14 protein-coding genes are annotated in these 19,653 nt (G+C 51.3%); 12 read left to right on the forward strand and 2 right to left on the reverse strand.

All coding sequences use genetic code 11. From position 1 onward, the window contains the following. Positions 1–7: 7 nt before the first annotated feature. Together FZP57_RS03960 and uvrC are read right to left on the reverse strand one after the other, a co-directional pair. Positions 8–1,246: a methanogen output domain 1-containing protein gene (locus FZP57_RS03960; RefSeq protein ID WP_191216517.1), complete on the reverse strand. Its 1,239-nt coding sequence runs from the start codon at positions 1,244–1,246 to the stop codon at positions 8–10. Positions 1,247–1,384: 138 nt separating this feature from the next. Continuing rightward, positions 1,385–3,118 carry an excinuclease ABC subunit UvrC gene (uvrC, locus tag FZP57_RS03965; RefSeq protein ID WP_074358879.1) on the reverse strand — a complete coding sequence of 578 codons (1,734 nt, stop codon included), beginning with the start codon at positions 3,116–3,118 and terminating at the stop codon, positions 1,385–1,387. A gap of 180 nt (positions 3,119–3,298) precedes the next feature. On the opposite strand from uvrC, the gene uvrB reads away from it, so the two are divergent. From uvrB to FZP57_RS04025, 12 genes are all read left to right on the forward strand, one after another. After that, a complete protein-coding gene (uvrB, locus tag FZP57_RS03970) occupies positions 3,299–5,242 on the forward strand; it encodes an excinuclease ABC subunit UvrB (protein ID WP_074358880.1) in 1,944 nt (647 codons plus the stop codon). Positions 5,243–5,289: 47 nt separating this feature from the next. Continuing rightward, entirely contained in the window at positions 5,290–8,157 is a 2,868-nt protein-coding gene (gene uvrA / locus FZP57_RS03975) for an excinuclease ABC subunit UvrA (protein WP_074358881.1), read from the forward strand. Between the two features lie 148 nt (positions 8,158–8,305). Further along, positions 8,306–9,334, forward strand: coding sequence for an ATP-binding protein (locus FZP57_RS03980; protein ID WP_191216519.1), 1,029 nt, complete (start codon positions 8,306–8,308; stop codon positions 9,332–9,334). Further along, on the forward strand, positions 9,331–9,765 hold the full coding sequence (locus FZP57_RS03985) for a response regulator (protein WP_074358882.1): 435 nt from the start codon (positions 9,331–9,333) through the stop codon (positions 9,763–9,765). The genes FZP57_RS03980 and FZP57_RS03985 overlap by 4 nt, the downstream gene beginning before the upstream one ends. Positions 9,766–9,790: 25 nt before the next feature. After that, positions 9,791–11,536, forward strand: coding sequence for a histidine kinase dimerization/phosphoacceptor domain -containing protein (locus FZP57_RS03990; protein WP_074358883.1), 1,746 nt, complete (start codon positions 9,791–9,793; stop codon positions 11,534–11,536). Between the two features lie 118 nt (positions 11,537–11,654). After that, positions 11,655–12,488 (forward strand): methanogen output domain 1-containing protein, encoded by an 834-nt coding sequence (locus FZP57_RS03995; RefSeq protein WP_074358884.1) that lies wholly within the window; start codon positions 11,655–11,657, stop codon positions 12,486–12,488. Positions 12,489–12,591: 103 nt separating this feature from the next. Further along, positions 12,592–13,671, forward strand: a complete 1,080-nt coding sequence (locus FZP57_RS04000) for a DUF763 domain-containing protein (RefSeq protein ID WP_074358885.1) — start codon at positions 12,592–12,594, stop codon at positions 13,669–13,671. A gap of 153 nt (positions 13,672–13,824) precedes the next feature. Then, positions 13,825–14,913, forward strand: coding sequence for a glycosyltransferase family 4 protein (locus FZP57_RS04005; RefSeq protein ID WP_238337988.1), 1,089 nt, complete (start codon positions 13,825–13,827; stop codon positions 14,911–14,913). Positions 14,914–15,110: 197 nt separating this feature from the next. After that, on the forward strand, positions 15,111–16,898 hold the full coding sequence (locus FZP57_RS04010; protein ID WP_191216520.1) for a magnesium chelatase subunit D family protein: 1,788 nt from the start codon (positions 15,111–15,113) through the stop codon (positions 16,896–16,898). 10 nt (positions 16,899–16,908) lie between these two features. Next, positions 16,909–17,460 (forward strand): hypothetical protein, encoded by a 552-nt coding sequence (locus FZP57_RS04015; protein ID WP_191216521.1) that lies wholly within the window; start codon positions 16,909–16,911, stop codon positions 17,458–17,460. A gap of 12 nt (positions 17,461–17,472) precedes the next feature. Beyond that, a complete protein-coding gene (locus FZP57_RS04020) occupies positions 17,473–18,207 on the forward strand; it encodes an energy-coupling factor transporter transmembrane protein EcfT (protein ID WP_074358887.1) in 735 nt (244 codons plus the stop codon). A 12-nt stretch (positions 18,208–18,219) separates the two neighbouring features. Then, complete coding sequence (locus FZP57_RS04025) at positions 18,220–19,587, forward strand: ABC transporter ATP-binding protein (RefSeq protein ID WP_238338011.1); 1,368 nt, start codon at positions 18,220–18,222, stop codon at positions 19,585–19,587. Positions 19,588–19,653 lie beyond the last annotated feature (66 nt).

Raw genomic sequence — 19,653 nt, forward strand, 5'->3', positions numbered from 1 at the left:
CAGGGAATTATTTTTCAGTGAGGTGGAATTCGAATGTCATGTTCTCATCCCTGCTCCTGAGTGTTGATGTCTGTATGACGCTTCCCCTTATACCGGTCCATGTGAAGCTCCTCATCAGCATGGCCCTGAATATCAGGGAGAATATTGGGTTCTTCCTTGCCTCGTCTATCCATGGGAAGGTTTTAAATTCAAGTATGTACCTCGCCTTCTCTCTTCGAAGCTCAGTCTCGATTCCCAGGTTCCCAAGGAAGGATGAAAGCCATTCTATGTAGGCCATAAAGACCCTGTTTGTATCGGCACCACCTGAGAGACCGAGTTTATCCATGGTCCTCTGGAAGTTGGGTTTAATGTTCTTCTCAAAACGATCAGCAAAATTCTTTATGATGGCATTACGCAGCTGGGGAGGGATGGATGATGCGAAGACAGGAACGGCCGAGACAACGAAGCCATAGAGTTCAGCCTTTGACCTTTCCCTGATGAGTTCCTCCCTCTTTTTCTCGGCCTCGATTCTGTCTGTGATGTCATGGCCTATTACCTGGATTAGACCCCTCTCGGTCGCCGTCTCAATGGACGCCGCATGGACCTCAATGAAGCGCCTTTCACCTTTAAAATCAAAGAATTCAGCCTCAAATGTTTTCTCTGAACCCTTAAGTTCAGATAGGGATGCCAGGGTTTTCTCTGAAATGAAACCCTTCTTCTGGAGGATTGAAACCCTTTTACCCTTCAGCGTGTCCCTCCTGAGACCCGTGAGTTTCTCAAATGCCCTGTTTACGAGTATTATCCTTGATTCGGAGTCAAGGAGCATTATATAGTCAGGGGACCTCTCGATGAGTGCCCTGTATCTTTCCTTACTCTCCTGGAGTTTGCTGTCCATCTTGTGCTTGTAGAGGGCCACCTCGATGGCGCTGTGAAGTTCACGGTCCTCAAAGGGCTTTATTATGTAACCGAAGGGTCCTGTGAGCTTCGCACGGTTGAGGGTCTTCTCATCGGAGTAGGCTGTAAGATAAACAACTGGTATGTTGAGCTCCTCCTTTATGACATCCGCGGCCTGTATACCGTCCATTTCACCCTTGAGGACGATGTCCATGAGGACAAGGTCCGGTTTCTCCTTACGGGCCAATTCAATAGCCTCCTCGCCGGAGGCGGCCATGCCAACAACACGGTACCCCAGGCCCTCGGCCCTGTGTTTGATGTCCATGGCAACTATATTTTCATCCTCAACAACAAGCAAACTCGTGGGTGACATGAAATCCTCCCGGCACATCCTTTAATAATAATTCCGGCTATCGTTAGTGACATGTTCCTATGACTATAAATACTTATTGAAGGGTCTTAGGGCACCGTGGTGGTGTTGAAGCGTCATTAACATTAAGGATGGGTTTATTCAGGGTTTCCTGGCCCTGAAGTGGCTGTGGATCCTCTCTGCAACATCCCTGTTCATGTTCCTGACGGCCATGATCTCCTCAACACTTGCCCTTCCAAGTTCATCCAGGCTCCCGAAGTGCTCCATAAGGGCTCTCTTTCTCATGGGACCAACACCCCTTATGCTGTCAAGCTCTGATTCCAGGGAACTCTTCTCACGCATCTTCCTGTGGTAGCTGACAGCGAACCTGTGGGCCTCATCACGGAGATGCCTTAAGACCTGGAGGGGGCCTTCTGATACCTCCACGGGACTGGAAAGGCCGGGGACGTAGATCTCCTCCCTCTTCTTTGCTATGCTTATTACGGGCACATCAACCCCCACCGACCTCAGACCCTCAAGGGCTGATCTGAGCTGGCCCTTCCCGCCGTCAATGAGTATAAGGTCAGGTTTATCCAGTTCAGGGTTTGAGTATCGTCTTTCAACAAGTTCCCTTATCATGGCATAGTCATCGGGTCCATCCGTCCTGATACGGTACCTCCTGTACTGTGAGGGTGCAGGTTTACCATCAATGAAGACGGCCACCGAACCGGCAGCCGACTCTCCTCCTATGTTTGATATGTCAAGGCCCTCAATTCTTCCGGGTATCCCTGGAAGTTTCAGCTCATCCCTGAGTTCAAGGAGCACGTCCCTCCTTTTACTCTTCTGTTTGAGGATCACCGAAGCATTCCTCCGTGCTATGTTAAGGAGCCTTCTCCCTGCACCCCCAGCCGGTGAGTGGATCCTGACAGGGGCGTCCCTGAGTTCAGAGAGCCACTCCTCTATCACGGCGTCCCTGACAGGGTGGTTCACGATTATCTCCCCCGGGATGTACCTGGGGATGCCATAGTACTGCTTTATGAAGGCCTCCATGACCTCGGTGTCCGTGGCGGACCCCTTCATTATGAAGTCATCCTTCCCTATTATCTTCCCGTCACGTATCTGCAGCACCACAACGGCAGATGTATCCCCTGAACCCTCTGAGGCTATGATGTCCTGGTCAAGAGAGTCGGTGAATGCAGCGTACTGTCTCTCCATAACATCACGTATTGATTCAATCTGGTCACGTATGATGGCGGCCCTCTCAAATTCAAGGTTCCCGGCGGCTTCATTCATCTCGACCTCAAGCTCATCTATGATCTCGGTGTAGCGGCCCTGGAAGAAGAGCTCAACCCTGTCAATGATCTCCATGTAGTCCTCCCTGCTTATACCCCCCGAGCACGGGGCGTGGCAGAGGTCTATCTGACTGTTGAGGCATGGACCATCCATCCTCCTGCAGCTCCTGACCCTGAAGAGGGACTTTATGAACTTCAGGGTCTTCCTGACGGCGCCGGTGTCAGTGAAGGGGCCGAAGTACCTTGCGGAGTCCCCTCCTATGGTCCTTGTTATGAGGACCCTGGGGTACTCCTCGTCAGTGATCTTTATGAAGGGGTACCTCTTATCATCCTTGAGCCTGACATTGTAGGGGGGCCTGTACCTCTTTATAAGGTTTGATTCGAGTATCAGGGCTTCCTTCTCATTCCCTGTGAGTATGTACTCTATACTGTCAAGGTGCCGCATCATGGCCCGGGTTTTGGGGTTATCGTTCTCCCTGAAGTAGGATGAAACCCTCTTCCTCAGGGAGATGGATTTACCAACATAGAGGACCTGGCCCCTGCTGTCACGGAATATGTAGACTCCGGTCTTATCTGGAAGTTCACGGTAGTCCTTAACCCTCAATTTATCCTCCCATCCAGTATTTCATTAATAGTTCATACGTTATGGTAAACGGTTCCGCTCTGCACAGCCTATACAAGTATCTTATTCGCTTCAGGGTAAACAGTTTCACACTACACAACCTATATATAATGCTACACTAAAATATATCTTCACCATAAAGGTCCTTATTTTCAGTGATCTGTGATGAAATTTAAACTGGTATCTGATTACAGACCCCTCGGGGATCAGCCAAAGGCCATAAGATCCCTTGTTGACGGTATAAGATCCGGGATGAGGGAACAGACCCTTCTGGGTGTTACAGGGTCAGGGAAGACATTCACAATCGCCAATGTCATTGAGGAGGTCCAGAAACCCACCCTTGTAATCTCCCACAACAAGACACTGGCAGCCCAGCTCTATGAGGAGTTCAGGGAGTTCTTTCCGGAAAACGCCGTCGAGTACTTCGTCAGCTACTATGACTTCTACCAGCCGGAGGCCTACATACCCCAGACAGACACCTACATTGACAAGGAGGCCTCAATAAATGATGAGATAGACCGTATGAGGCACTCCGCAACCCAGGCCCTCCTGTCAAGGGATGATGTCATCGTCGTATCAAGCGTCTCCTGCATCTACGGTATAGGAGCCCCCGCGGATTACGGTGAATTCACCATACACCTTGAGGTGGGCTCCAGGATGGACAGGGAGGAGATACTCTCAAACCTGGTCCACATGCAGTACGAGCGGAACGACGTTGAATTCAACAGGGGCCAGTTCAGGGTCCGCGGGGACACCATAGAGGTTAACCCGGTCCATGGAACCCCACCCATAAGGATAGAGCTCTTCGGTGACGAGGTGGACTCAATATCACTGGTCCACAGGGTGACGGGTAAAAGGCTCCAGGAACTTGAAAGGATAACCATATTCCCCGCCAAACACTTCGTGATACCGGAAGACCGCCTTGAGAGGGCCATAAAATCCATAGAGGAGGAACTCGAGGATCGTTTAAGGGTCCTCAGGAGTCAGAACAAACTCCTTGAGGCTCAGAGACTGGAGCAGAGGACACTCTTCGACATTGAAATGCTCAGGGAGATGGGTTACTGTCAGGGTATAGAGAACTACTCCATGCACCTCAGCGGTAGGAAGTGGGGTGAAAAACCCAACACCCTACTTGACTACTTCCCCGATGATTTCCTAACGGTTATAGACGAGTCCCATGTCACGGTACCCCAGATAAGGGGCATGTACAATGGTGACAGGGCAAGGAAGAATACCCTGGTGGAGTATGGCTTCAGACTCCCCAGTGCAAAGGAGAACAGGCCCCTGCGCTTCGATGAATTCCAGGAGAGCATCAAACAGGTGATATACGTCTCAGCAACACCCGGAAGATATGAGCTTTCAAGGAGCCAGAGGGTGGTTGAGCAGATCATAAGGCCAACAGGACTCGTTGACCCTGAGGTCCTGCTGAGGCCGGTCAGGGGACAGGTAGATGATCTGCTGGCAGAGATAAAGAAGAGGATCTCCAGGGGCCAGAGGGTCCTTGTAACAACCCTTACAAAGAGGATGGCCGAGGACCTCACCGACTACTATTCAAAGATGGGGATAAAGGTGAGGTACCTCCACTCGGAGATAGACACCCTTGAGCGTGTTGAAATCATCGATGACCTCAGGAGGGGTGAATTCGACTGCCTGGTGGGTGTGAACCTCCTGAGGGAGGGCCTGGACCTTCCAGAGGTTTCACTGGTGGCCATACTTGATGCCGATAAGGAGGGGTTCCTCAGATCAGAAACATCCCTCATACAGACTATAGGGAGGGCGGCAAGGAACGTTAACGGCCAGGTGATCATATACGCTGACAGGCTGACGGATTCTGTGCGGGCCGCCGTTGAGACCACCAACAGAAGAAGGAAGCTGCAGATAGAATACAACAGGAAACACGGCATAAAACCCCGGAGCACAAGGAGAACCCTTAAAGAGAAGAAGGACCCTGAAAAGATTGATGCCGGGGAGATACCCCCTGATGAGCTCAGGGTCCTTATAAAGGACCTTGAGGCTGAGATGCGTGCAGCTGCAAGGAACCTTGAATTTGAAAGGGCAGCCAGACTCAGGGACCAGATAATGTCCCTTAAGGGTTCACAAGGTTAGCGATTATTGAGTCATTCTCTGATAGATTAAGATTATTGAGGTATCATATGAGTGGAAAGATAGTTATTAAGGGTGCGAGGGAGCACAACCTCCAGGACATTGACCTTGAACTGCCAAGGGACAGGTTCATAGTTATAACAGGTATAAGCGGGTCAGGGAAGTCCTCACTCGCCTTTGACACGATATACGCCGAGGGCCAGAGGAGGTACGTGGAGTCCCTCTCAGCCTATGCAAGGCAGTTCCTCGGACAGATGAAGAAGCCTGAGATAGACTACATTGAAGGATTATCCCCTGCAATATCCATTGACCAGAAAACCACGAGGGTGAACCCGCGTTCAACCGTGGGGACCATAACAGAGATTTATGACTACCTGAGGCTGCTCTTTGCAAGGATAGGTAAACCCCACTGCTATGTATGCGGGAGGGAGATACAGCAGCAGACATCCACCCAGATAGTGGACAGTATAATGGAAGATGATGAGGGCGCAAGGATCCTTGTACTCGCCCCCGTGATAAGGGACCGTAAGGGGGAACACCAGCGGGTTTTTGAGAGGCTCAGGGGCCAGGGCTTTGCAAGGGTACGTGTGGATGGCGAGATACATGAACTCGGGGAGGACTTCAACCTTGAAAAGAACAGGAAGCACTCAATAGAGGTGGTTGTGGACCGCCTTGCAGTCAGGAAGGACACGGAGTTCAGGAAGAGACTGGCAGATTCCGTTGAAACAGCACTCCAGCTCGGTGAGGGTACAATAAAGGTACTATACCATGACACCGGCGAGGAGAAGGTCTACAGTGAACACTTCGCATGCCCTGACTGCGGCATAAACTTTGAGGAGATAAGCCCCAGGATGTTCTCCTTCAACAGTCCCCACGGAGCATGCCCCGAGTGCAATGGCCTTGGAAGCAAGCTTGAAATCGACCCTGACCTGGTGGTGCCCTACCCCGAGAGGTCCATAAATGAGGGCGCCATCGTACCCTGGAGTAAATCAGGGAAAAGGGATAACTACTACCACCAGATGCTAGAGGCCGTGGCGGATCACTTCGGCTTCAGCCTCGACACACCCTTCAGGGACCTTAAAGAGGAACACAGAAGAGCAGTACTCTACGGGACCGATGAAAAGATACAGTTCGTATTTCAGAGGAAAAACAGGACCTACAGGGTTAACAGGCGATTCGAGGGCGTGATACCCAGGATGGAAAGGATCTACATGGAGACAAAATCTAACTACATGAGGACCTATATAGGGAAGTTCATGAGCAACCATGCGTGTCCGGTCTGCAGGGGAAGCAGGCTCAGACCAGAGAGCCTCTCAGTTACCGTCGGGGGTAAATCAATACATGAAGTCACCGAGATGTCAATCTCAGAGGCCAGGGACTTCTTCGAATCCCTTGAACTCACCGAGAGGGAGGAGTACATTGGAAGGGAGGTCCTCAAGGAGATACGTGAAAGGCTGAACTTCCTCGTGGATGTGGGCCTCGACTACCTCACACTCTCAAGGTCATCAGGGACGCTTTCAGGCGGAGAGGCCCAGAGGATACGGCTGGCAACCCAGATAGGCTCGGGCCTTGTGGGGGTACTCTACATACTGGATGAGCCAAGCATAGGACTGCATCAGAGGGACAACAGGCGCCTCATAAGGACCCTCGAGAGGCTCAGGGACCTTGGAAACACCCTGATAGTGGTGGAACACGATGAGGAGACAATACGCTCCGCCGATCACGTGGTTGACATAGGACCAGGGGCAGGCGAACACGGGGGCCACGTGGTTGCACAGGGAACGCCCGAGGAGATAATGGAGGACCCTGAATCCCTCACAGGCGCATACCTCTCAGGAAGGAAAACCATACCGGTACCCGAGTTCAGGAGGAAGCCATCAGGAAGGTACATCACAGTGAGGGGGGCGAGGGAGAACAACCTCAGGGACATCGATGTAAGGTTCCCTGTGGGCCTCTTCACCTGCGTCACCGGGGTCTCGGGGTCAGGTAAGAGCACCCTGGTGAACGAGATACTCTACAGGGGCGTCTACGAGCTCCTGAACCACAAGCACATGAACGCAGGAAGCCACAGGGACATCGAGGGGCTTGAACACATTGACAAGGTCGTGATAATAGACCAGTCACCAATAGGGAGGACGCCCAGATCAAACCCGGCGACCTACACCGGTGTCTTCACACCTATAAGGGAACTCTTCGCCCAGACACCCGAGGCAAAGAAGAGGGGTTACCGTCCGGGCAGGTTCAGCTTCAACGTCAAGGGTGGGCGCTGCGAGGCCTGCAGCGGTGATGGTATAATCAAGATAGAGATGCACTTCCTTGCAGACGTCTACGTGCCATGTGAGGTATGCAGGGGGCGTAGATACAATGATGAAACCCTCGAGATAAGGTACAGGGGGAAGAACATTGCAGAGGTCCTTGAGATGACCGTTGAGGAGGCCCTTGAATTCTTTGAGAACATACCATCACTCAGGAGCAAACTCCAGACCCTCTACGATGTGGGCCTTGGCTACATAAAACTCGGCCAGCCCGCAACAACCCTCTCTGGAGGGGAGGCCCAGAGGGTTAAACTTGCAAAGGAGCTGGGCAGGAGGAGCACAGGCAGAACCCTCTACATACTTGATGAACCCACAACAGGACTCCACTTCGATGATATAAGGAGGCTCCTGGACGTCCTGGGACGCCTTGTTGATGCAGGGAACACCGTGGTTGTCATAGAACACAACCTTGACGTTATAAAGTCAGCGGACCACATCATAGACCTGGGCCCAGAGGGAGGTGACCGTGGAGGACTTGTGGTTGCAGAGGGGACACCTGAGGAGGTTGCAGCTTCAGGGACACATACAGGCCGCTTCCTGAGGGAGGTCCTCGCTGAAAGATCCTCCGGGGGTGAGGTGGCCGAGAAGGACACGGCCAAATAATTCCCTCCATGATCATCCATTTCTCCCTCCAGGACTTAGTAAAGGGCTTTCAGACCATTATCCTGAGATCATTCCCCTATTTTTCACAGCAGCAGAGAATTGAGGAAATTTTTTATATGAAGTGGCACAGAAATTCTATGTGGTAATCATGAAATACCTTGAGGAGATCTCGATGATCATTGCAGCATCCATCATGATGCTTGCAGTTAACTGGAATCCTGGAATCGCAATGTTTCTACCCCTCATAACCATTGGACGACCCTCTCTGAAGTCTGTGAGAATGGCCCTGCTTCTAGTGGCAGTCTTCACGGCGCTTATTCTTATCCAGCCAATGGCCGGTGCAGCCGGAATTAACCTCCCCGATGAGCTCTTCAAGCTGGTTCTCCTGATGCTCTTCATAGTCATGGTGGCCCTTCTCATTGAGAGGGTTGAGAAGGTCCGGTCCCTGAGGGAACTTAACAGGGAACTTAAAAGGCAGGCAGAGAGACTGGAAGATGCAAATAAGGAGCTTGAAGCCTTCGCATACTCTGTATCCCATGACCTCAGGGTCCCCTTGAGGGCGATAGATGGGTTTTCAAGGATACTCGTGGAGGACTATGAGGACAAACTTGATGAGGAGGGTGTCAGGCTCCTTGGAATCATAAGGGATAACACCAAGAAGATGGGGCAGCTCATCGATGACATACTCATGCTCTCAAGGGCCGGAAGACAGGATATGAAACTTGACAGGCTCGACATGAAGGCCCTTACAGAGTCCGTATACAGGGAACTTGCAGATCAGGAGGACAGGGCCATAGAGTTCTCGGTTGCTGATCTTCCCCCGGCCTATGCGGACCGGGCCCTCATGACCCAGGTGCTCAGCAACCTCCTCTCCAACGCCATCAAGTTCACCCGGGAGAGGAACCCTGCAAGGATAGAGGTTGGCTTCTATGAGGAGGACGATGAATACGTGTATTACGTCAGGGACAACGGGGCCGGCTTCGATATGAAGTATGTGAATAAACTCTTCGGACTCTTCCAGAGACTCCACAGCTCCGATGAATTCGAGGGCACCGGCGTGGGGCTTTCAATAGTCCAGAGGATTATAAGGAGGCATGGAGGAAGGGTCTGGGGTGAGGGTGAAGTTGACAGGGGAGCCACCATCTACTTCACACTTCCAAAGGCGGTGAGAGAATGATTGATGCGGACATACTGCTGGTTGAGGACAACCCAACAGATGCAGAGCTTACCATGAGGGCACTTAAGAAGAACAACCTTGCAAACAAGCTTCATTGGGTTAAGGATGGTGAAGAGGCCCTTGATTACATATTTGCAAGGGGAAAGTACGCAGACAGGGACCCCGGGAACATACCGAAGCTCATCCTCCTGGACCTCAGGATGCCCAAGGTCGATGGGCTTGAAGTCCTCCAGGAAATCAAGAGGGATGAGACAGCAAGCAGGATACCCGTAGTGGTACTCACATCCTCCAAGGAGGATGAGGACATAGTTGAGAGCTATAAGCTTGGAGTTAACAGTTACGTCAGCAAGCCGGTGGAGTTTGATGAGTTTATAAGTGCCGTGTCCACCCTCGGCTTCTACTGGATGCTTATAAACCAGCCACCTGAATAGCAGGGAATCTTTCAGAGGATTTAGAATGGCAGACAGGGTTAAGGTGCTGATACTTGAAGACGTACCCATTGATGCAGAGCTCATCGTAAGGGAACTTAAAAGGGACGGTATTGAGTTTGACCATGTCACAGCAGATGATGAGGATTCCTTCAGAAGGGCCCTTGATGAATTCAAACCTGACATAGTCCTGGCAGACCACTCCCTCCCCAGCTTTGACGGGGTGTCAGCCCTTAAAATAGTCAAGGAAAAAAATGACATACCCTTTATATTTGTGAGCGGGAAGATAGGGGAAGAATTCGCTGTTGAGATGCTGAAGGCCGGGGCAACGGATTACGTGCTGAAGAGCAACCTTTCAAAGCTCCCCCTTGCAGTAAGGAGAGCCCTTGATGAGGCTGCTGAGGAGAGGAAGATCAAAGAGGCCCAGAGGGCCCTTGAGGAGAGTGAAAGGAAATACAGGGCCCTCTTTGAGAAATCAGGGAACCCCATATTCATCTGCGCAACCGATGGAACCGTCCTCGACGTCAACCCGGCCGCCGCCGGGTTCCTGAAATCATTCCATGAGGATATCACAGGAAAGAACCTCCGTGAATGGGTAAGGGAGGATGACTTCAGGAAGCTTTTCACCCATGGTGAGAGCGGCCTTGTGAAGTTCAATGTTGGATTGAGGGGTCGTCTGCTGGACGTGTCCATGACGGCCGTGGACATGGGCGGGGAGAAGATCATCTACCTCCTGGGTAAGGATGTAACCTACCAGAAACACATTGAAAAGGAACTCAAATCCAGGAAGGAGGAGTACAGGGTCATATTTGAGAACACAGGTACACTTACACTGATCTGTGGCAGTGACATGGTAATAGAACTTGTTAACGGCGCCTTCGAGAGTTTCTCAGGTTACAGCAGGGGTGAGATTCAGGGGCAGATGAAACTCACAGACTTTGTTGATCCATCAGACAGGGGGAGGATCGAGGCATACCACAAGCTCAGGCTCTTAAAACCCGATGCAATACCCAGAAACTTTGAAGTCAGGCTTCAGAGCAGGAGGGGTGATGAGGGGAATTTCTTTGCAACCATGGTCACCCTTCCAGGTGAAAAATGCCTCATATCCCTCATGGACATAACAAAGAAGAAGATGGTGGAGGAACGCCTCAGAAAGTCCCTGAGGGAGAAGGAACTCCTTTTAAGGGAGATCCACCACAGGGTCAAGAACAACCTCCAGATAATATCAACGCTGCTGATGCTCCAGGCATCCACAACCAGCGACCCCCGCCTTGAGGAACTCTACAGGGAGAGCCAGCACAGGATAGACGCCATATCCCTCATACACGAGAAACTCTATGAGTCAAGGGATGTGTCCAGCATAAACCTCAGGGACTACATCAAGACGCTCATCGGGGACCTCCTGGAGTCCTATGGAACCGGAAAAAGGGTGAATGCAAGGGTAAAGGTTGAGGATATAAGGCTCAACATAGAGACAGCCATCCCATGCGGCCTCATAATCAATGAACTGGTATCAAATTCCCTTAAATACGCCTTCCCTGACGGTGAGGGTGAGGTCACGGTTGAGGTTAAAAGAAGGGGGGACTGCTACAGGATGCTGATATCTGATGATGGCGTGGGACTGCCAGAGGACCTTGACCCGGAAAGGGTGAACACCCTGGGGCTGCGGATAGTTAAGAACCTTGTGGAGCAGATAAACGGGGAACTTGAAATCAAAAGGCCAGCGGAGTTCATAATAACCTTCACCGAAGTTGAATACCACAGGAGGTTCTGAGGGCATCTGCTGTAATCTGCAAGGACTTACAGATACATGAAATATGATGGGGGTAACAGCCCTCCTTAATCGTCAGTGAAGGAAGACAATATCTGATTGATAGTCAAGAGGTATTTTTATGGCCAGAATTCTTGTTGTTGAGGACGAGGCAATAGTTGCCATGGGAATAAAACATAAACTTGAGACAATGGGTCATGAGGTTGTTGATACAGTCTCAACAGGCAAAGACGCCATAAGGGCCAGTAAGATCCATGAACCGGACCTTGTCCTCATGGACATTGTCCTCAAGGGTGAAATGGACGGTATAGAGGCGGCCAGGAAGATCAGGGACAGGTTCAACATACCCATAATCTACCTGACAGCCTACGCCGATGAGGAGATGCTCACACGCGCCAAGGTCACCGAGCCCTATGGTTACATAGTCAAACCCTTCAAATCCTCTGAGCTCAACGCAAATATAGAGATGGCCATATACAGACACCGGGCCGCCATGAGGGAGAAGGAGCTGATGAAGAAGCAGATAATCTCAGACTTCTACAACTTCATCATCAATGCAATGCCATCGGCCGAAGCAGATGAGGATGCCATCAGGAAACTTCTATCAGCCATATTCAGGGAGAGGATCACAGAGGAACTCGCACCGGGATTTAAGGCCCACATGGAGGAATACTCCGATGAGGACAGCCTTGAGGCCTACCTTGCATGGGTTGCGGATATATTTGAGAACTTCACGGTGAGGGTGGGGTTCCTTGAGGATGATAAAAACGTCTACGTTGAATTTGAAAACTGCCCGTGGTTCGAGGATGCCAGGAAGAATCCGGGCTTCTGTCTTAACTGTGAGGGAATCCTCAGGTTAAGCTTCGGATGGAGCAAACTTCCAGGAAACTTTGAGGTTATGGACCGCATCGTGAACGGGGGAGAAAGGTGCCTCTTCAGGTTTGGTGTGAAGTAACTGGAGATGTTATCGTCCAGACTGAGCTTTCAGCAGGATCCGATTATGGTTTGGAATATCATGGATCCTCACCTTGATTTCTGGGACGGGCACGGAGGATACCATGAGAAGAACAGGCATCGCCAACCTGCCCCTCCACGGGGGCCACCCACCGGCATGGCTCATGAGGAGGATGATTAAACTCTCAGGGGCCATTGCAGAGGTCATAATCGAGGAGTACGGGACCTCAGAGTTCATATCAAGGATATCAGATCCCTTCTGGTTCCAGGCCTTCTCATGTGTAATAGGCTTTGACTGGCACTCATCAGGGACAACCACAACAACATGCGGAGCCCTCAAATCAGCCCTTGACCCTGAAAGGCATGGTATACTCGTTGCAGGTGGTAAGGGGAGGGCCTCAAGGAGGACCATCCATGAACTTGAGGGGGCGGGTGAACTCTTTGGCCTTGACAGCTCCGGGCTGCAGTATGCAAGCAGAATCTCTGCAAGGGTGGATAACAGCTGCATCCAGGACGGCTTCCAGCTCTACCAGCACACCTTCATGGTTGATGGGGATGGTGAATGGACGGTGATCCAGCAGGGCCTCAACTCTGGGGGTGGCTACGCCAGGAGGTACCACTGGCTCGGTTCAGGGGTTGATGAGTACACAGAGAACCCCCACACAGGAATCTCATCCGATAGAAGATTTGATGAGGTCCTTGACATGACCTCACCCATGAGCAGGGGTGCAAGGAGGGTCAGCGTGGACCTTGTATGCGACGGACCCGAACATATCAGGAGGTACCTGACGGGTCAGAGGACGCTCTTCGACTTCAACGTCCTTGACATGCCGGCCCATCACCATGTTGAACTCTCTGAGGGGGATATGGCCGTACTTGAAAGGGCCCATGAGCTGCAGCCATCAGACTATGAGGAACTTGTCATGGTGGAGGGTCTTGGGGCGAAGAAGATACGTGCCCTTGCCCTTGTGGCGGAGCTGGTCTATGGTGAGAGGGCCAGCTGGAGGGACCCTGCGAGGTACAGCTACGCCCACGGGGGAAAGGACGGCCACCCCTACCCTGTGGACAGGGAGACCTATGACTCCACGGGGGATTACCTGAGAAATGCCATTGAGGATGCAGGGATCGATAGGAAAGACCGCCTGAGGGCCCTGGAGTCCCTTGGAAGATTTTTGAAATTATAAGAGGACATGGCATTGCCTTCCTGCCAGCTGCTGCGGCGTCTTTTTCAGGACCCATATTGAAAAAGAATATGGTCTCTGCGGAATCTTTAAAGCCTCAGCTGAGATTATATTAAACATCCTGAACTGTGTTATCTTTATGATGAGGTGTTACCTGTGAAGGGAGTTCTTGTGATATCAAACATGTATCCCAGTAAAGAGAATAAATCCTTCGGTAGTTTCATTAAGGTTCATGTGGATGCATTCAGAGACCATACCGACCTTGAACAGTTTGTTGTTGCAAACACTGACCCCGGGAAGGGCCTGCCACGCCTTATATACAAGTATGGATCCCTGCTTTTACGGTCGGTGTGGTATTCCCTGCGGAAACCCTTTGATGTGATCCACGCCCACTATGTATTCCCCACGGGATTCATAGGCCTTATATGCCACTGGCTCACAGCCAGACCCCTCATAGTAACGGTCCACGGGGGTGATATCAATAACCTTGCAAGAAGGAACTCCATCCTCTTTAAAATTTCAGGCTTCATCCTCAGGAGGGCCGCCGCAGTAATCGCTGTTAGCAGGGATATCAGGGACAAGCTTGTGAACGAATTTGGGGTTGACGGGGGGAGGGTGCATATAATCAACATGGGCGTTGACACAGGGGTTTTCAGACCGCTGGATAGGGAAAGGTGCCGGGAAAGGCTTGGCCTCTCGGGTAATAAAAGAATAGTCCTGTTCGTTGGGAACATAATACCACGTAAGGGAGTGTTATACCTCCTGAGGGCCCTTGAGGGTCCGGAGTTTGTTGATGTTAAATGCATAATACTGGGGGCGGCTGTGGACAGGGAGTACATGGATACCCTAAGGGAGGTTTCAGGGTCTCTGGATGCTGATGTGGAATTCACTGGACCCGTATCCTATAGTGAGGTTGCTATCTGGATGAATGCTGCAGATGTTTTTGTTTTACCATCCCTTGAGGAGCCCTTTGGTCTTGTTGCACTGGAGGCCCTTGCATGTGGCACTCCAACCATTGCAACTGCAGTAGGGGGTCTTAAGGAATTTGTAAGGGAGTCAGAGACCGGCTACAGCGTACCACCAGGGGATCCTGATGCCCTGAGGGAGAAGATAAGAAGGGTACTTGACCCGGAAAACAGGTCAGAGGTTGAGTCTATGAGGGAGAGGGGACTGCGAGTGGCGAAATCATTCAGTACACTGAAGCAGATTGAAAGGATACTTGAGGTCTACCGGCAGGTTTCATGAAAATCTCCCTGGAGTATTTTTTCAGTCCATCCGTTCTTTTTATTCTAAATTAACCCTGATTTCTTTTAGGGGGAACATTTACCACATGCCATGATTATTACCATGATTATTACTTTTTCCTGTATTAACAAAAGATAAGTAATACTATTTTTATTTCAGAAATTATTAAATACTTCCTGGGGAATAGTGGATTACAGGTGATAATTTTTGATCCACATGTATTTCCCTTCACAGCAATCAGGGGCCAGGAGCTACTCAGGAAGGCCCTCATACTTAACGCAATCAACCCGAAGATTGGTGGAGTACTTATAAGGGGTGATAAGGGGACAGGAAAGTCCACCGCAGTAAGATCCCTCAGGGAACTCCTACCTGAACGCCCCGTGGTTGAAGGATGCAGATTCGGCTGCGACCCCACTGGAGGAGAGCTCTGTCAGGAATGCCAGGAAAGGCTCAGGAGGGAAGGAAGACTCCCTTCAAAGCCCGTCAGGATGCAGGTGGTTGATCTTCCAGTATCAGCAACAGAGGACATGGTCGTTGGTTCACTGGACATAAAGAGGGCTCTTAGGGATGGTATAAAGGCCCTTGAACCAGGAATACTCGCCAGGGCCAACGGGAACATCCTCTACATCGACGAGGTTAACCTCCTGGACGATTATGTTGTGAACACACTCCTTGATGCAGCGGCCATGGCCATGAACATCATTGAACGTGAAGGGATATCCATAATGCACCCCTCAAGGTTCATACTTGCAGGTACAATGAACCCTGAGGAGGGAGACCTTAGACCCCAGATAATAGACAGGTTCAGTCTCTGTGTGGATGTGGAGGCCCTCATGGATCCCGATGACAGGATAGAGGTTATAAAACGTGCAGTTGAATTCCAGGAAGACCCCGAGTCATTTCACAGGAAATTCATGAAAAAACAGGAGGCGCTCAGAACAAAGATTATGAGGGCCCGCAGAATCCTCCCAGATGTTGAAGTCCCTGAAGACGCCCTTTCACTGATAGTCAGAATATCATCTGCCCTAGGGATTAGGACCCACAGGGCTGACATCATAACAGCAAGGACAGCCAGGACCATGGCGGCCTTAAAGGGGAGGGAAAGGGTCACTGATGATGATGTAAGGGAGGCAGCACTCCTTGCAATGAAGCACAGGCTCAAACAGCTCCCGTTCCAGAGGGAACAGGAACTCGACCAGGACATGATCCAGGATATCATGGACGGTGAACTGGAGGATGAGGACACAGGGATTGATCGGAACCGGAAACTTAAACTGAACCTTGAAGCCACAGACCTCAGGGGCGCCCTCCAGGGAAAGACCAGCAGGGCCGTTGAGGCAAGAAAGGGGAAGTACGTCCGTGCAAGACCGAACCCTGAACCTGAAAGCATAGCCATGGATGCAACCATAAAGAGGGCGGCTGCAGATGGAAGCCCCGTGGTCCTCCCGGAACACCTCATGGAGAAGGTCCGGGCTGGGAGGGCCGAGACACTCTACATAATCGTCCTTGACACATCATCATCCATGCGCCTCGAAAGGAAGATAAAATTCGCAAAGACCGCATCATGGCTCATACTCAGGGACTCCTATGAGAAGAGGAACCGTGTGGCCCTCATTGCATTCAGGGGCCATAAGGCGGAGCTCGTGGTTGAACCAACATCAAACTATGAATCAGTTGAAGAAGCCCTTGAGGAGCTCTCGTCAGGTGGAAGGACACCCCTGACACCCGCCCTGAAGCTCGCGGCTGAGGTTTCTGCCTCACATAAAGATGATGCAGCCACCATCATCGTAATCTCGGACGGCCGCTGCAACGTCTTCATCAACTCCAACCTTGAGGAGGACATCAGGATGCTCGCACCGGAACTTGATAGGGTGAACATGATATTCGTGAATGCAGAGCCATCAGCAAGGAGCCTTGGAATCCTTGAGGATATAGCGGCGAATTTCACATCAGAGGTCCTCTACCTTGACGATATACTCATATAGGAGGTTTTCAATGTTTAAATTCGAGAAATTCACAACATCGGATCTTGCATTCACGGGACTCATAATAGCCCTCATGTACATAGTCCAGACCATCACCATCCTGGGTGTATCCGCACTCACCCCTGTAGATGCCCTTAAATCGGTTGCATCGGCATTCTTCGTATGCATAGTGATAAGCATAGGCCTTGCAAGGGTGGGGAAGATAGGGACCTTCACAATCATAGGCCTCGTTAACGGGATAATATGTGGCCTTATAATGCCCGCCTTCCTCCCCCTCCTCCCGGCAACATTCCTGGGGGGACTTGCAGGTGATGCTTCGGTGGCAGCTGTATACGGGGGATACTCATCAAGGAATTCCCTCCTCATGGGCTGCGGGGCCGCCAAGTTCATCGAGACAATGGTCATCCTCACATTCCCCTTCCTCCTGGGATTCTCAACCTTCATGCTGGCACCCCTCCTTATCCTTGCATCAGCGGTTACCGTGGCGTTCCTTGCAATGCTCGGAGCCCTTGTCGGTTACGGTATCATAACCGAACTCCGGATGGCAGGAGCACTTCAGTAGGAGGATCCATAATTGGATTTCGAAAGCCTCTTCTCACCATTCACAGCCGGCGGAGGAGGGTTCTTCAGGGACATAAACCCTGTTGCGAAGCTCATGGCGGTAGTAGGGGCCACAGCACTATCAGTGATGGTTTCCGACCTCATGCTCCTCATCACCATGGGCCTCATCTTCCTGGTTTTCATAGTACTCTCAGGGGCCCTCAGGGCATCCATCCCCTTCCTCTCACTCATAGTATTCTTCTGGCTTGTCTCGGTCATGCTGGCATCCTTTACAGGCGGGGGCATCGGCTATGCAATGGGTTTCAGCCAGTTCTTTGCAAGGTTCTTCATCATATCAGGGGCCGGCATCTTCTTCGCCTTCACAACATCACCCCTACAGCTTGCATCAGCCATGGAGTCCCTGAAGATCCCCGGTGAAATCATATTCACACTCACCGTGACCCTCAGGTACATACCCGTCCTTGCACTTGAAACCGCAGCCATATGTGACTCCCTCAAACTCAGGGTTAATCTCTCAGGCTTCAGGATGCTGTTCAGCCCATCAATACTCTACAGGGGCCTCATAGTACCCCTCATCATAAGGGCGGTTAAGATCTCGGATGAGGTTGCAGTAGCAGCAGAGTCAAGGGGATTCGACCCTGGAAGAAGGCATAACACACCCATGGAGTTTAACGGGAGGGACCTTGCATTCATGGCCCTATTTGCACTGTTCCTCTCATCCATAAAGTTAATTGAAATCGTGAGGTGATCCACCTTGCTCATGGTATCAGTTGAGGACGTCCGCTACAGCTACCCCCACCAGAGGGAGAGGGCGCTGGACAGTGTTAACTTGAAGGTTAAGGCGGGTGAATCACTCTTTGTAACAGGCAGAAGCGGGAGCGGAAAGTCAACCCTTGCAGCTGCCATCACAGGCATAATACCAAACATAACCAGGGGGAACTTCCAGGGAAGAGTTACCGTGAACGGGAAGGACACGAGGTCCACCCCCATCAGGGAACTTGCAGCCGAGGTGGGATACGTCTTCCAGAACCCTGAATCACAGTTCTTCACCCTCAAGGTGGACCAGGAGGTCTCCCTAGGCCCAGAGAACCTTGGACTTGATGACGTTGATGAGAGGGTTGAGGAGGCCCTCAGGATGGTTGGCCTTGAGGATAAGAGGCATGAAAGCGTCTTCAACCTCTCGGCGGGTGAAAAGCAGAGGGTTGCAATAGCATCACAGCTCTCAATGTCCCCTGAGGTTATTGTGATGGATGAACCAACAGCCAACCTCGACCCCCAGGCAACAGAGGACTTCTTCAGGGTCCTTGAGAACCTCACAGGCAGGACCCTCATACTCATAGACCACAGAACCTTCAGGGTCCCTGAGGTCTTCGACAGGGTGGCAGTCATGGAGGAGGGAAGGATAATCCATGAAGGAGACGCTGATGAACTTATGGATAGGGACTTCAGAGAGAGGTACGGCCTCAGAAGCCCTGAAAGGAAATTCAGCCTCAATAAGAGAAACAGAAAAGGAAGAACGCTTCTGAGGACATCTGGGCTCTCCAGGAGCTACGGGGACGGGTTCAGACTGGAGGACATAAACCTTGAACTTGACGGCGGCACGGTACTCGGAGTCACAGGACCCAACGGTTCAGGGAAGACAACCCTTGCAAGACTAATAGCAGGGCTCCTGAAACCCCACAGGGGAAGAGTTGAGGTCCGTGGAAGCGTCGGTCTGGTTATGCAGGACCCTGACCACCAGCTCTTCATGGACACCGTTGAAAGGGAGATAACCTTCGGGGTGGAGGATTACAATCCCGGGGACGTGGAGGATGTCCTGAGAACCATGAACCTCCACAGGCACATCCACAGGCACCCCCATTCACTGAGCGGGGGTGAGAAGCAGAGGACGCTAATATCGGTCTTCCTCTACAGGAAACCCGATGTTATAATCATGGACGAACCAACCACGGGGATGGACCTTGATAACATGAAAAGGTTAGCCTCCTGGATAGAAAGGCTAAGGGAGATGGGAGTGGCCGTCATGATAATAACACATGACCATGAATTCCTTTCAATGGTGGCAGATGACATCATGGTCCTCAGGAATGGACGCCAGGTAAACAAGGATAAGGGTGATCTTGTATGAAAAAAATACTTGCAGTTACCACGATAAACAATACAGCCTCCCTTAAGGAGGCCATAACCAGGATAA

Source organism: Methanothermobacter sp. THM-1 (assembly GCF_009914355.1).
Taxonomy (GTDB): Archaea; Methanobacteriota; Methanobacteria; order Methanobacteriales; family Methanothermobacteraceae; genus Methanothermobacter; species Methanothermobacter wolfei.

What these genes read in the sequence shown, in the direction of transcription:
- FZP57_RS03995 (WP_074358884.1), top strand. Translation starts at nt 11,655, where the DNA reads ATGGCCAGAATTCTTGTTGTTGAGGACGAGGCAATAGTTGCCATGGGA.
- uvrA (WP_074358881.1), top strand. Translation starts at nt 5,290, where the DNA reads ATGAGTGGAAAGATAGTTATTAAGGGTGCGAGGGAGCACAACCTCCAG.
- FZP57_RS03980 (WP_191216519.1), top strand. Translation starts at nt 8,306, where the DNA reads ATGAAATACCTTGAGGAGATCTCGATGATCATTGCAGCATCCATCATG.
- FZP57_RS03960 (WP_191216517.1), bottom strand. Translation starts at nt 1,246, where the DNA reads ATGTCACCCACGAGTTTGCTTGTTGTTGAGGATGAAAATATAGTTGCC.
- FZP57_RS04025 (WP_238338011.1), top strand. Translation starts at nt 18,220, where the DNA reads ATGGTATCAGTTGAGGACGTCCGCTACAGCTACCCCCACCAGAGGGAG.
- FZP57_RS04000 (WP_074358885.1), top strand. Translation starts at nt 12,592, where the DNA reads ATGAGAAGAACAGGCATCGCCAACCTGCCCCTCCACGGGGGCCACCCA.
- FZP57_RS03990 (WP_074358883.1), top strand. Translation starts at nt 9,791, where the DNA reads ATGGCAGACAGGGTTAAGGTGCTGATACTTGAAGACGTACCCATTGAT.
- FZP57_RS03985 (WP_074358882.1), top strand. Translation starts at nt 9,331, where the DNA reads ATGATTGATGCGGACATACTGCTGGTTGAGGACAACCCAACAGATGCA.
- FZP57_RS04015 (WP_191216521.1), top strand. Translation starts at nt 16,909, where the DNA reads ATGTTTAAATTCGAGAAATTCACAACATCGGATCTTGCATTCACGGGA.